The organism is Robinsoniella peoriensis (genome assembly GCF_000797495.1).
GTDB classification, from domain to species: Bacteria; Bacillota; Clostridia; order Lachnospirales; family Lachnospiraceae; genus Robinsoniella; species Robinsoniella peoriensis.
In genome coordinates, this window is sequence record NZ_JTGN01000008.1 from 1 (window position 1) to 12,597 (window position 12,597).

The following is a 12,597-nucleotide window of genomic DNA, read 5'->3' on the forward strand; positions in this document are numbered from 1 at the left end:
GTTCTACCAAGAGCATGGCCGGGTAGCCAAGTCGGGAAGGGATAAACGCTGAAGGCATCTAAGCGTGAAGCCCCCCTCAAGATGAGATATCCCCCGCATAAGCGGTAAGACCCCTTGAAGACGACGAGGTAGATAGGTTAGAGGTGGAAGTGCAGTAATGTATGGAGCTGACTAATACTAATAGGTCGAAGGCTTATCCATAAGGTTTAGGATAATGTCAATAAAGTTGATATGATCAACGAAGTTGGTAATGCAAGAACGGATGATATTTGATGAATTTCTGTGTGTGGTTTTGAAGGTATATAAACCTTACAAAAGAGTTGGCCCAGTGGCTCAGTTGGTTAGAGCGTCGCCCTGTCACGGCGAAGGTCGTCGGTTCGAGTCCGATCTGGGTCGTTCACATCAGTAGATGTGTAATTAAATAATTTTATATCCCATGGGATCTTAGCTCAGCTGGGAGAGCATCTGCCTTACAAGCAGAGGGTCATAGGTTCGAGCCCTATAGGTCCCATTAATGCCGATGTGGCTCAATTGGCAGAGCAGCTGATTTGTAATCAGCAGGTTATCGGTTCGAGTCCGATCATCGGCTTTTTGGATGGATTCCCGAGTGGCCAAAGGGGACAGACTGTAAATCTGCTGCAAATTGCTTCGGTGGTTCGAATCCACCTCCATCCATTGAGATTTACATCTCTATCAAAAAACTAAATAAATACTATCGCGGGGTGGAGCAGTCTGGAAGCTCGTCGGGCTCATAACCCGAAGGTCGTAGGTTCAAATCCTGCCCCCGCAATTTTTGGAAGCGCACCATTACGGAAGTATTCGGAAGCTCGCTTCCATTATGCTGTAAAGAGGGTGTACAACCCTAGGCCCAGATAGCTCAGTTGGTAGAGCAGAGGACTGAAAATCCTCGTGTCGCTGGTTCGATTCCGGCTCTGGGCATTATAAGACTTGAAACTGGTTTATGTCTTATAAAGTAAAATTTAATATGCGGGATATTAGCTCAGTTGGTAGAGCACTTGACTTTTAATCAAGTTGTCCGGGGTTCGAATCCCCGATGTCTCATTACAGAAAGAACCCTGCAGGAGTAACTATCCTGTGGGGTTTTCTGTTATTCAGTTTGTTTTAAGTTGGATTTAAATTGATTTTATACGATTTTTAAATATGGGAGTACAGTTAAAATAGGAATGAATAAGTTATAAATTAGTGGGAAGAATGACAGATACGGGATAAAGAGGTTTGCAGGCTGCAGCCTATGAAAGGATATGGTACGGGATATGGCAAATGATAGTAAGAAGGAATTACTTCTTCAGGGAAGCATTCTGGCGGTTGCAGGTATTATCGTAAAGTTGATTGGATTTTTATATCGTATTCCAATGGCTAACATGCTCGGTGAGGTTGGAAACGGTCTATATGGAGTAGCCTTTGGTATTTATAATATTGTTTTAACTTTGTCATGTTCCAGCCTTCCTCTGGGATTATCTAAATTAATATCCCAGTATGAGATTAAAAAGGAGTATCGGAGTGCTTATCGCTTATTTCGCAATTCCTTAATACTGGCGGTAATTGTTGGTGGTATATTTTGGGTATTAATATATTTTGGTGCTGATTTTCTGGAAATGTGTTATGCGAAACCAGGATTGGCAAAACCCCTCCGAATCGTAGCACCGACTACGTTTGTGATGGCTATTTTAGGTGTAATGCGGGGATTTTTTCAGGGAAAAAATACGATGATTCCATCGGCGGTTTCTCAGATTATAGAACAGATTATTAATGCAATTATAAGTATTGTAGCAGTTATGCAATTTATGAGAGTATATCAATCTTCCGCAGATGTTTTTGCATATGGGGCGGCAGGCGGTATTATGGGTACCTTGTGTGGTGCGTTGTCTGCTTTTGCTTTTTTATTAGTTTTATATTTACTGTATCGACCGGGGTATCTTAGAAGAGTAAGAAGATGTAAGAACCGTCATGTGGCATCAGATGGAAGACTGAACAAGTTATTGCTGATGACATTAATTCCTATTTCTTTAAGTCAGGCAGCTTATCAGCTCAGCGGGACGCTGGATGATTTAATATTTGGAAATATATTGAATTTTAAAGGTTTAGCTGTGGACTTTGTAACTGCAATTCAGGGTGTGTATAGTACGCAATATAATCTTCTTATTAATATTCCTATTGCGTTTGCTTCTTCTTTGGCGGTTTCTATTGTACCCAGCATTGTTGCTTCTAAGGAAAGACATGATAGAAGAGGAATATTTGAGAAGGTAAACTTTATTAATAAGTTCGTGATGGTTCTTACGATACCGTCAGTAATTGGATTTATGGTGCTTGCTAGGCCTATTATATCGTTAATATTTGCAGCTTTGACAGAACACAGAGATTTGTCGGTACACATGCTGCAGATAGGGGCTGTTTCGATTGTATTTTATTCTTTGGCATCCATATCTACAGCAATATTACAAAGTTTGAACAAGATGAGAGAGCCAATTGTAAATGCATTTATTGGTTTGGTGGTACATTTAGTATTTATTTGTCCTCTTTTGATTTTTACTGGATTGAATGCTTATATTTTAGTTGTGGGAAATATTATTTTTCCTCTGGTAATCTGTGTCTTAAACGAGAGATCTTTGAATAATGAGCTACATATCCATAAGGATGTGAAGAGGACGTATCTAATTCCGATCATTGCGTCCTTGATTATGGGGATAATTGTATTTTTTGTTTACTGGATTGTGGATAAGTTTATCGGAAATACAGTTGTTTCAGTGGTAGTGCCTTTAGCCGTTGGCGTTTGCAGTTACTTTTTCTTTATTTTTGCTTTTCACTGTTTCTCTTTAGAGGAATTATATGATTTGCCCATGGGAAGAACAATAGCAAGATTTACAGGGAGATTTTATCGGTAATGTTTTAAGTAAATTAAAGTTTGGAATGCAACTACGGTAATCCATTCGATTCCCGTGGAGATGGCGACTGCAGTCAATCCCGTCCGTGGTATTAGGAGGATGAAGGAAAGCAATGTCCGCAAAGATTTACGTATAAGCGTACCTATAAAAGGAATTATTTGTTATATTCGTTAGGTAATATAACAAATAATTCCTTTTTATTCTATATATTTTTAAACATGGGAAAGCGTATTTTTTTGATACCGGAAGAACCAGATGAACAGGGCAATTCCTTTTAGAGTACTGGATATTGTGATACTCCACCAAATTCCATTGAGACCTAAAGCGGTACCGGTCAGCAATAGAGCAAGAGGAATTCTGGCGGAAGTGAGTACAATACCAACTACAGATGGAGGTATGGTTTTACCCAATCCGGAAAATGCGCCTGCTGTTGCAATCTCAACACACATGAACAACTGAGAGATTCCCAGGATTTGCAGATAATCTATACCCATACTTAAAATTTCTTTCTCCGGAATAAATACTTGAAAAATAGGTCCGGGCAGGCAGATTAAGATGAATGTACATACGATACCCCATACGGTAACTGCGCCCATTGATACAGCGTAACCTTTCCTTACCCGGGTATTGTTCCCGGAGCCATAGTTCTGTGCTACAAAGGAGTTCACAGCTGCGGCAAAGCCATCTGCAGTCATCCAGGAGATAGACTCTATCTGGGAACCAACTTTTTGAACTGCTACGGCAGTGTCCCCAAAGCCTGCGATGAGTCGTGCTATGATCATGGAGATACCTGTAAATATCATACTCTGTATGGATGTGGGAAGTCCAATTCGTATTATTTCAGCCATATACTGCTTTGACGGTCTGGAGAATATATGTATTTTGTTAAAAATAATTGTATCTCTCATTGCAAAAACAATAAATACCAGAGTAACAATTGCCTGTGCAAGTACGGTTGCAATGGCAGCTCCCGCTACGCCCAAATTGGGAAATGGACCTAAGCCAAATATAAGAACAGGATCCAGTACCAGGTTTAGGGCAAGTCCGGTAGTTGTTGCTATTAAAGAATTTCTACTGTTTCCCATGGCGGTCATTATGCCGGAAAATATCTGGTTCAGGAAAGAAAATAGAACTCCGCCGCAAGTGATGATTAAATATATCTGGGCATCTGCCACAACCTTTGGGCTGTTCAGCTTGAAGAAGCCTATCAGTGGTACATGGAAAATTACGGAGGCAAGTCCATAGGCAATGCCAAAAAATATTCCCAGTTGTAAAGCGGCCCTGGCAAAATCTGCGGCAGTATGATACACTCCTGCACCAAAGGAGTGCCCAACCTTAACTTGTCCGCCCATTCGGCCAAGGGCTGCAAGTCCGTTTGAGAGCCACATATACATTCCTGCAGCACCAACAGCAGCGACGGCATTACTGCTGAGTCTGCCAATCCAGATCATATCAATCATGTTGTATGCCATCTGAATCAGGGAAGTTAGCATAATTGGTAAAGCTAGTTTTGTAAGTGAGGGCAGAATAGGGCCCTTTAGCAGGTTAATATTTTTACTCATAAGTACCTCGTATATTTATTAAATTCTAATATTCTGTTAGAGCAGGCTGGAGAGTATATTAAGAGGATTATACCATAGTTGGATTATGAATGAAAAGCATTTATATTGACTATAATAATTGCATTGTTTCTTAGAGATACAGGTGCTATAATGATCACATATACAGAATCTTAGAAACCGAGGAGGAAACAAAATGTTGGATAAAAAAGTAGCAGAACTAATTAATACTCAGATTAATAAGGAATTTTATTCCGCGTATCTCTATTTGGATTTTTCAAATTATTTTATTGAAACCGGATTAGAGGGATATGCCAGCTGGTTCAAGATTCAGGCGCAGGAAGAAAGAGATCATGCGTTATTATTTATGCAGTATATGCAGAATAATGGAGAAAAGGTAACTTTTGAAGCAGTTGAAAAGCCAGAGTTTGAATTTAAAAAACCAGGAGATCCGCTTCAGGCAACATTGGAGCATGAGCAATACGTTACGGGGCTGATTCATACGATCTACGAGGCAGCCTATTCTGTAAAAGACTTCCGTACGATGCAGTTTCTGGACTGGTTTGTAAAAGAACAGGGAGAAGAGGAGAAAAATGCGGAGGATATGATCAAGAAATATAAACTGTTTGGTGAAGATCCTAAGGGTCTATACCTCATCGATTCAGAGATGGCTGCCAGAGTTTATACAGCTCCGTCATTGGTGTTATAATGGGAAAAGGAAAATACATTTGTCCTTGTTTTAAGGTTTCTTGTGATGATATCCGTAAGGCAGTAGAAGATGGTGCGGATTCATTTAAAAAGGTAAAGAAGGTAACGAAGGTATCTGGGAAATGTGGACATTGTGAATGCAGAGTGAAGGAATTTACAAAGGAAATGTTGGAAGATATGGGGAAGGAAACTTCCGGTGATAAGATGGTAAAGGATAAGAAGATAAAGGTTAAGAAAACAAAGGATAAGGAAGCAAAGAATAAGGGGATAAAGGTTAAGAAAACAGAGGATAAGGAAGCAAAGAATAAAGGGATAAAGGTTAAGAAAACAGAGGATAAGGAAGCAAAGAATAAAGGGATAAAGGTTAAGGAAGCAAAGGGATCGAAGTGTAGGAAGACAAAGGATAAAAAGATAAAGAATAAACAGATTAAGGATATATCAATAAACGATAAAACTCTGAAGGATATAAAGCTCAAAGATGAAAATCCAATGACTGCTATGTCAATAGATAAGAGATTAAAAGAGAAAAAGTCTGAGGATGAAAAAACAGAAGCGAAATTGATAAATGGTCAGGTAGTAAAAAAAGATCATCAACAGAAGATTAGGGTAATTAAGTTAGATGACAAAAATTTTAAAGTAAAAGATATAAAGAAGAAAAAGAAAAGCAAAAAGAAGTAATGGAAAAAGTAAAAGAAGTAATGGAAAAAGTAAAAGAAGAATGAAGAAGAAAAAGCTGGAGACAGCTTTTTTCTTGTGGGGAGGAGGGTCTTGGCTATTCAGGTACAAAATACGAAGAGTTTGAAGGAGGATAAGCCTCATGGGTCAGCTTCTTTTCGCTGTGCTTTTTATGAGGCTGAGCAGAGTGAAAGTCTTTTTTTAGTAAAGCATCACTGGCATGATGAGATTGAATTGCTGCATTTTAAAAAAGGGAATTTTCATATGGAGATAAACATGGAGTCTTATGAGATTACGGAAGAATGTTTTTTCTTTGTCAACCCGGGAGAACTTCATTATATTACGTCGAATGGTCTATGTGAGGAAGATGCGGTAGTTTTTAACCCTTATGTACTTAGCTTTAATTCTTATGACACAATGCAAAACCAGGTAATTCAGCCTTTGATAAATGGAAATCTTTCATTACCAAGAAGTATAAATGCATCTCTTAAAGAGTTTCAGGATATATACAGAGAGTATGAGCAGATTCAAAAAGCTTTTAGTATGATGGAAGACACAGGGGAGAAACCAGGTCAAAAAAATGTAAGTGTATCGGTATCCCAGATGTTGATTAAGGCATCTTTGCTTAGGATACTTGCGATACTTACCGGGCAGGGGCTGCTTACCAGGCAGGAGAACGGAGTAAATCATCAGGTGGAGAGTATTAAGACGGTTTTAACTTATATAAGGGAGAACTACAGGGATAGAATTTATATTCGTGATCTGGCAGGGCTGATTAATGTAAATGAGCAGTATTTCTGCCGTTTCTTTAGGCGGGCAATAGGTAAGACACCAATGGAATATGTTAATGAAATTCGTATTCGCAGGGCGGCTGAAATGGTGATAAGTACAGATAATCTGATTATGGACATTTGTCTGGACTGCGGGTTTAATAATCTTGGAAACTTTTTAAGAGAGTTTAAAAAGTATACGGGAACGACTCCACGCTTGTATAAGAAGGAAAACCACAGCAGTTTTGCGAATGAGATGAAATGATAAAAAAGTCAAAATAGTGAAGTTTTTGAACAAATAAATGTAGGACTTATGTGAAGTGAAATAGTATAATATGTGCTATAAGTAATGAAAATATAATTGTGGAGGCACATAGAATGCAAAAAAAATGGTGGCAAGAAAAGACAGCATATCAGATTTATCCGAAGAGTTTTTATGATTCCAATGGGGATGGAATTGGAGATATACAGGGAATTATAAGCAAGCTGGATTATTTACAGGATCTGGGAGTGGATATCATCTGGTTATCTCCCATCTATTCCTCACCCTTGGCGGATCAGGGATATGATATTTCGGACTATTATAACATTGATCCCAGATTTGGGACGATGGAGGATATGGATGAACTGCTTATGGAAGCAAAGAAGCGGGGAATGTATATTCTTATGGATTTAGTAGTTAATCATTGTTCCGATGAACATGAGTGGTTTAAGATGGCGATGAAAGATCCGGAAGGGAAATATGGGAAGTATTTTTATCTGGAGGATAAGAAGGACGGGGAGCTTCCATGTAATTGGAGATCTTATTTTGGAGGATCTTGCTGGGAGCCGCTTTCCGATACCGATAAGCTTTATCTGCATGTATTTCATAAAAAACAGCCGGATTTAAACTGGGAAAATCCGGAGGTGCGGGAAGAGGTTTATAAAAATATTAATTGGTGGTTGGAGAAAGGGCTTTCGGGATTTCGTATCGATGCAATTATTAATATTAAAAAGGCATTGCCATTTAAAAATTATGAACCGGATCGTGCAGATGGATTAAGTAATATTGCCCATATGTTAGAGGAAGCTGAGGGTGTTGGTGAATTTCTAGGAGAAATGCGGGACAGGACATTTAAAAAGTATGACGCATTTACTGTTGGTGAAGTCTTTAATGATAAAGAGGGTGAATTGCCTGATTTTATCGGAGACAATGGATATTTTTCCAGTATGTTTGATTTCAATGAAACAATCTTTGGGCAGAATGAAAAAGGGTGGTACGCTCATACGCAGATTACGCCGAATGATTATAAAAAATGTTGTTTTGATGCACAAAAACGTGTTGGAGACATTGGATATCTCTCTAATATTATCGAAAACCATGATGAGCCAAGAGGTGTCAGCCATTACATACCGGAGGGAGAAGTCTGCGATGCAAGTAAGAAGCTTTTGGGGGCAGTAAACTTTATGCTGAGAGGCCTTCCGTTTATTTATCAGGGACAGGAACTTGGAATGGAAAATATGGAATTTACTTCTATAGACGAGGTAGATGATATTTCCTCCCTGGAAGAATACCGTGTTGCCATAGATGCAGGGCTTACAGAAGCGGAAGCTTTAAAGGTCATTTCCAAGTTCAGCAGGGATAATGCAAGAACGCCAATGCAGTGGGATGACAGTGAAAATGCAGGATTTACTACTGGTACACCCTGGCTTGCGGCAAATCCCAATTATAGCAGAATCAATGCAAAGAGTCAGATAGAGAATTCAGATTCCGTATTTTCTTTTTACAAACAACTGATAGCATTGCGTAAGAATCCGGTTTACCAGGAGGCTGTTGTATATGGTGAGTTTCTTCCGGAATGGGAAGATCAGAATAATCTGATGGCTTATTACCGTAAAGGACAAGAAAAGACATTGATGGTTATAGCTAATTTCCAGATGGACGGACAGACGGTGACTTTACCAAGTTCATATAAGAAATTATTAATTAATAATTATACGGATCTTGCTCAGGACGGTAATGATTTGCAGCTCAAAGGATATCAGGTTATAATTCTGGAAATTTAATCAAATGATCAAAGCAGCGGAAAATTTATCCGCTGCTTTCTAGAAAGGAACCAGTATGAATCACAAAGAAAGAATGCTGACGGGGCTTCCATATAAGGCCTGGATGGATGGCCTTGCTGAGGAACAGATTGAAAATAAGAAGAAAATTTATGAATATAATTTATGCAAGCCGGATGAAGCGGAGAAGATGGAACTGATGATCCGTGGGATACTGGGAAAGGCCGGTAAAAATGTAGCTGTCTTACCGCCGTTTCACTGTGATTATGGAAAAAATATTGAAGTAGGTGACAATTTTATTGCCAATTATAATTGTGTTATTCTGGATGTGGGAAAAGTTACTATTGGAAATAATACAATGTTTGGACCGAATGTGTCTATCATTACTGCAGGGCATCCGATTCATCCGGATTCCAGAAATTCAGGATATGAATATGGAATCGGCATCACTATTGGTGACAGCGTATGGCTGGGATCTAATGTTGTAGTTAATCCCGGAGTCCATATTGGCAACAATGTGGTGATCGGTTCGGGAAGCGTTGTGACTAAGGATATTCCGGATAATGTGGTGGCAGTGGGTAACCCATGCAGAATCTTACGGGAGATTACAGAGGCGGACAGGGATTTTTACTTTAAGGACAAAAAATTTGATGTGACTGACTACTAAAGCGTGTTTTAAGTTGCAAATTTTTTTAACATGTGGTAAGATCAATCTCATATTATAAAAGAAGAGCTTTTTACATGCGTCGCCGGATGCATGTATCATAAATAAGCATCGGACATCTATACCGTTAGGCCATTGGGTATAGATGACTGGTGCTTTTTTTGTGATAAGGAATATTTTTTCAACTGGCTCAAGGCAGAAAGGTGGAATTTTTATGGAAAGTAAAAGTTTGGGAAGGGTATTTGCAAAGTATGTATCTTTGAACATTTTGAGTATGCTGGGGTTGTCTTGTTTTATTTTTGTAGATACCCTCTGTGTTGCAAACGGTGTGGGGAGTAATGGGCTTGCGGCATTGAATCTGACGCTGCCTGTATATTCTTTTATGAATGGGATAGGTTTGATGATTGGAATGGGGGGTGCTACCCGTTTTGCGATGGCTATGGGGACAGGAAATGAAAAGGCGGCGAAAGCTTCTTTTACACTTTCCGTTAAACTGGCCCTTCTCTGTGGTGTGTTTTTTACATTAGTCGGTTTGTTTGCTTCCAGGCAATTGGGGGCTCTATTGGGAGCAGATGAGGCAGTTATGCAGGATATGATCCCTTATATGAGAACCATACTGCTTTTTTCCCTTGCGTTTATGGTAAATAATGTGTTGGTTTGTTTTGTAAGGAACGACGGGTACCCCCAGACGGCAATGGCGGCGATGCTGACCGGAAGTTTCAGCAATATTGTTTTGGATATTTTATTTGTATTCGGGTTTCGGTGGGGGATGTTTGGGGCGGCATTTGCTACCGGGATTGCACCGGTCTTAAGCATGTGTGTGCTTTCCACACACATAATCAAAGGACGAAGCCACTTTAGCCTGGTGAAAGAAAGAGTAAAGATTTCAGATGTAGTCCGGACAATTTCTCTTGGTATGTCCTCTTTTATTGGAGAATTATCTTCTGCAATTGTTATGCTGCTGTTCAATTTTACGATTTTAAAGCTTGCCGGGAACATAGGTGTCGCTGCATATGGAGTGATTGCCAATATTGCCCTGATTGTATGTTCCATATTTACCGGAGTTGCCCAGGGAGTGCAGCCGATCATCAGTTCCCAGTATGGGAAAAAAGATTTTGGCGGTATACGCTTCGTGATGCAAAGAGGGGTTCTGCTTGCTGCCGCCTGCGGAGTAATCTGTTATGCAGGCGGTGTGCTGCTGGCAGAACCTATTGTTGGAATCTTCAATGAATCAGGTGACGCCGGGTTTACGAAGATTGCCCTGGAGGGAATAAAGATTTATTTTCTTGCGTTTATCCCTATGGGAATCAATGTGGTTATGGCTGCCGTATTGTCAGCCAAAGATCAGCCGGCGCGCTCCATGCTGATTGCTCTGTTAAGAGGAGTAATACTAAATGTAGTTTTGATCCTTGTATTTCCAAATGTATGGAATATGACAGGGGTATGGCTGGTTGTGCCGGCTACAGAACTTTTAACGGCTGCAGTATGCGGTGCAGTACAGTTTGGCAGCAGTGGAATGCGGCGGAATACAGTTTAAGGAGCTATTATGCAACGGCGGAGTGCTTCATGGACATCAGTGGGACAGGATGGATAGTTTGACATCCGCTACATTAAATCCGTCTATGTTCTCCTGCTCCAGGAAACTCAGTACTTGATCTGCGCTGCCCTGTGCTAAAATACCATAGATCTGCATGCCGTTTTCCTTTATATATGCCTGAATATCCTGGTAAAACCAGGGGCCGATATTATTTACATTTGCCATTGCCTGTAAAAATTCCTGCCGGTCTGTGAGATAGCTTAAAAGTGAATCGAAGTGAGTCTGCCAGATTCCTACAGGGTCTTTATCAAGCTCCTCATTGTGGTCCACCAGGCTTAGATATGGATAATTTTTTTCCACTTCTTTGACAGATTCATATACATTGCCGCCGCCGCCAGGCTGGAATCCAACGGTTGCGCCCCTGTGAGTGCCAGTCCAGACTGCTGCATAAGTAATGTCTAATTGATGGTCTTCATCACCATACCATTTTAGGTAGAGTTTGTTGAATTCTTCCAGTGTAAGATTTTTTTCAAAAGTAAAATATGCCTCGACCTGAGATGATTTTGGCAGGTCCTTTAAGGCATCTGCCTGATATTGGATGTCGTCCTGTGGCTGCTGGCGGTACTCTACTCCGGATGCTTCCTGCCAGACCAGTGTGCCTTCTTTAAAAGCAAAACAGTTTGCAGAGGGGAAATGCCAGAAGTTTATAAGTGAGTTGCCGCTGTCCAGGAATTCTCCCCGTATTATTTTTCCGCTGAATACAGATTCCTTACCGGTAAAATAATGGTTCTGCCTGATCTGGATCTGATAGCTGCCCAGCCCGTCTCTTACGGCTTCTGCTGTATTGGTTGCATATCCGGGTGAATGTACTTCGGTAAAAGCCATGGTATCCATCATGAACTGTCCAAAACCGTATTCATCCGTGGGAATTCCGCGATTGGGGTCGTAGTAGTTCTGATTGATAATCAGAATTACTGCCGCAGATAAAACGAGGATGCTTAATATGGAGATAAAAATATTTCGGCGGAGTTTACGGTTTACGTGTTTTTTTACATTTTTGATCTCTGATTCTTCTGTTTCAGACAGCAGGTCCAGATTCAGATTTTCGCCCATCTGGTCCGTATAGTATTCGGTAATGCTTTCGTATTTCTCCAATTCTTCTTCTACCATCCGGATTTCTTCCGGTGTGGCTGTGTTGGATTTGTATTTTTCTAAAAGTTCATGGAAATTCATAGTATCCCTCCCTTTCTAATATTGAGCGCAGCTTATCTCTGGACCGGCAGAGGGCTGTTCTGGTGGTTCCTGTTGATTGACTTGTAAAATGAGCAATTTCTTTTAAACTGTAATTCATAAAATAGAACATGTAGATTAATTCGCGGTAACGGTCGGGTAATTGTAAAATACAGTGGTAAAGTACCTTTGCTTCCTCATTTTGAATCATTCGTTCCAGTACATTGTCATAAGACGGACTGCCGATATCTTCTAAAGGTGTAACAGGTCTTCTTTTTTTCTGCCTTGCCTGGTCTATAAAAATATTTTTGCATACACGCAGAAGCCAGTATTTGATGGATTCATTCTGAAGCTCGGCACAGAGGAGGGCCTTGTAGAAGGTATCACTGGTGATCTCCTCTGCTTCCAGCGTATTTTTACATAGAGACAGAGCGTATAAATATATTTCATGGTAATAGGTTTTATATATTTGTTCCAGGTCATCCTTTTTCACAGTTCCCCTCCTTCC

The 12,597-nt window shown here is 40.1% G+C and carries 10 protein-coding genes, 7 tRNA genes and 1 rRNA gene; 15 read left to right on the top strand and 3 right to left on the bottom strand.

Annotated elements, in window-relative coordinates:
• The 9 genes from QR40_RS16880 to QR40_RS16920 all read left to right on the top strand — a co-directional run.
• Positions 1-201: ribosomal RNA gene (locus QR40_RS16880) — 23S ribosomal RNA — on the top strand; the annotation flags it as partial.
• A gap of 121 nt (positions 202-322) precedes the next feature.
• A tRNA-Asp gene (locus tag QR40_RS16885) sits at positions 323-396 on the top strand.
• A gap of 42 nt (positions 397-438) precedes the next feature.
• A tRNA-Val gene (locus QR40_RS16890) sits at positions 439-511 on the top strand.
• 5 nt (positions 512-516) lie between these two features.
• Positions 517-589, top strand: a tRNA-Thr gene (locus QR40_RS16895).
• A gap of 4 nt (positions 590-593) precedes the next feature.
• Positions 594-675 (top strand) — tRNA-Tyr (locus QR40_RS16900).
• Positions 676-716: 41 nt separating this feature from the next.
• Positions 717-790: transfer RNA gene (locus tag QR40_RS16905), tRNA-Met, on the top strand.
• Between the two features lie 76 nt (positions 791-866).
• A tRNA-Phe gene (locus QR40_RS16910) sits at positions 867-939 on the top strand.
• Between the two features lie 50 nt (positions 940-989).
• Positions 990-1,062: transfer RNA gene (locus QR40_RS16915), tRNA-Lys, on the top strand.
• A gap of 212 nt (positions 1,063-1,274) precedes the next feature.
• Positions 1,275-2,903, top strand: coding sequence for a putative polysaccharide biosynthesis protein (locus QR40_RS16920; protein WP_044290227.1), 1,629 nt, complete (start codon positions 1,275-1,277; stop codon positions 2,901-2,903).
• 212 nt (positions 2,904-3,115) lie between these two features.
• Here the strand turns inward: QR40_RS16920 and QR40_RS16925 are convergent, their stop codons facing one another.
• Positions 3,116-4,465 (bottom strand): MATE family efflux transporter, encoded by a 1,350-nt coding sequence (locus tag QR40_RS16925; protein ID WP_044296083.1) that lies wholly within the window; start codon positions 4,463-4,465, stop codon positions 3,116-3,118.
• A 193-nt stretch (positions 4,466-4,658) separates the two neighbouring features.
• On the opposite strand from QR40_RS16925, the gene QR40_RS16930 reads away from it, so the two are divergent.
• From QR40_RS16930 to QR40_RS16955, 6 genes are all read left to right on the top strand, one after another.
• Positions 4,659-5,171, top strand: coding sequence for a ferritin (locus QR40_RS16930; protein ID WP_027295459.1), 513 nt, complete (start codon positions 4,659-4,661; stop codon positions 5,169-5,171).
• Entirely contained in the window at positions 5,171-5,848 is a 678-nt protein-coding gene (locus tag QR40_RS32095) for a (2Fe-2S)-binding protein (RefSeq protein ID WP_044296084.1), read from the top strand. Before QR40_RS16930 ends, QR40_RS32095 begins: the two co-directional genes overlap by 1 nt.
• A 90-nt stretch (positions 5,849-5,938) precedes the next feature.
• The gene (locus QR40_RS16940) at positions 5,939-6,880 is read left to right on the top strand and encodes an AraC family transcriptional regulator (protein ID WP_242858548.1); all 942 of its coding nucleotides are present in this window, start codon (positions 5,939-5,941) and stop codon (positions 6,878-6,880) included.
• A gap of 113 nt (positions 6,881-6,993) precedes the next feature.
• Positions 6,994-8,661, top strand: coding sequence for an alpha-glucosidase (locus QR40_RS16945; protein WP_044296085.1), 1,668 nt, complete (start codon positions 6,994-6,996; stop codon positions 8,659-8,661).
• 55 nt (positions 8,662-8,716) lie between these two features.
• Positions 8,717-9,325, top strand: coding sequence for a sugar O-acetyltransferase (locus QR40_RS16950; protein ID WP_044296086.1), 609 nt, complete (start codon positions 8,717-8,719; stop codon positions 9,323-9,325).
• A 211-nt stretch (positions 9,326-9,536) separates the two neighbouring features.
• Entirely contained in the window at positions 9,537-10,859 is a 1,323-nt protein-coding gene (locus tag QR40_RS16955) for an MATE family efflux transporter (protein WP_044296087.1), read from the top strand.
• Positions 10,860-10,895: 36 nt separating this feature from the next.
• Here QR40_RS16955 and QR40_RS16960 read toward each other — a convergent pair whose 3' ends face one another.
• Both QR40_RS16960 and QR40_RS16965 read right to left on the bottom strand, forming a co-directional pair.
• On the bottom strand, positions 10,896-12,092 hold the full coding sequence (locus QR40_RS16960) for an anti sigma factor C-terminal domain-containing protein (RefSeq protein ID WP_044296088.1): 1,197 nt from the start codon (positions 12,090-12,092) through the stop codon (positions 10,896-10,898).
• Positions 12,079-12,582 carry an RNA polymerase sigma factor gene (locus QR40_RS16965; protein WP_044296089.1) on the bottom strand — a complete coding sequence of 168 codons (504 nt, stop codon included), beginning with the start codon at positions 12,580-12,582 and terminating at the stop codon, positions 12,079-12,081. Before QR40_RS16965 ends, QR40_RS16960 begins: the two co-directional genes overlap by 14 nt.
• Between the last annotated feature and the right edge of the window lie 15 nt (positions 12,583-12,597).

What these genes read in the sequence shown, in the direction of transcription:
- QR40_RS16925 (WP_044296083.1), bottom strand. Translation starts at nt 4,465, where the DNA reads ATGAGTAAAAATATTAACCTGCTAAAGGGCCCTATTCTGCCCTCACTT.
- QR40_RS16945 (WP_044296085.1), top strand. Translation starts at nt 6,994, where the DNA reads ATGCAAAAAAAATGGTGGCAAGAAAAGACAGCATATCAGATTTATCCG.
- QR40_RS32095 (WP_044296084.1), top strand. Translation starts at nt 5,171, where the DNA reads ATGGGAAAAGGAAAATACATTTGTCCTTGTTTTAAGGTTTCTTGTGAT.
- QR40_RS16930 (WP_027295459.1), top strand. Translation starts at nt 4,659, where the DNA reads ATGTTGGATAAAAAAGTAGCAGAACTAATTAATACTCAGATTAATAAG.
- QR40_RS16920 (WP_044290227.1), top strand. Translation starts at nt 1,275, where the DNA reads ATGGCAAATGATAGTAAGAAGGAATTACTTCTTCAGGGAAGCATTCTG.
- QR40_RS16950 (WP_044296086.1), top strand. Translation starts at nt 8,717, where the DNA reads ATGAATCACAAAGAAAGAATGCTGACGGGGCTTCCATATAAGGCCTGG.
- QR40_RS16960 (WP_044296088.1), bottom strand. Translation starts at nt 12,092, where the DNA reads ATGAATTTCCATGAACTTTTAGAAAAATACAAATCCAACACAGCCACA.
- QR40_RS16955 (WP_044296087.1), top strand. Translation starts at nt 9,537, where the DNA reads ATGGAAAGTAAAAGTTTGGGAAGGGTATTTGCAAAGTATGTATCTTTG.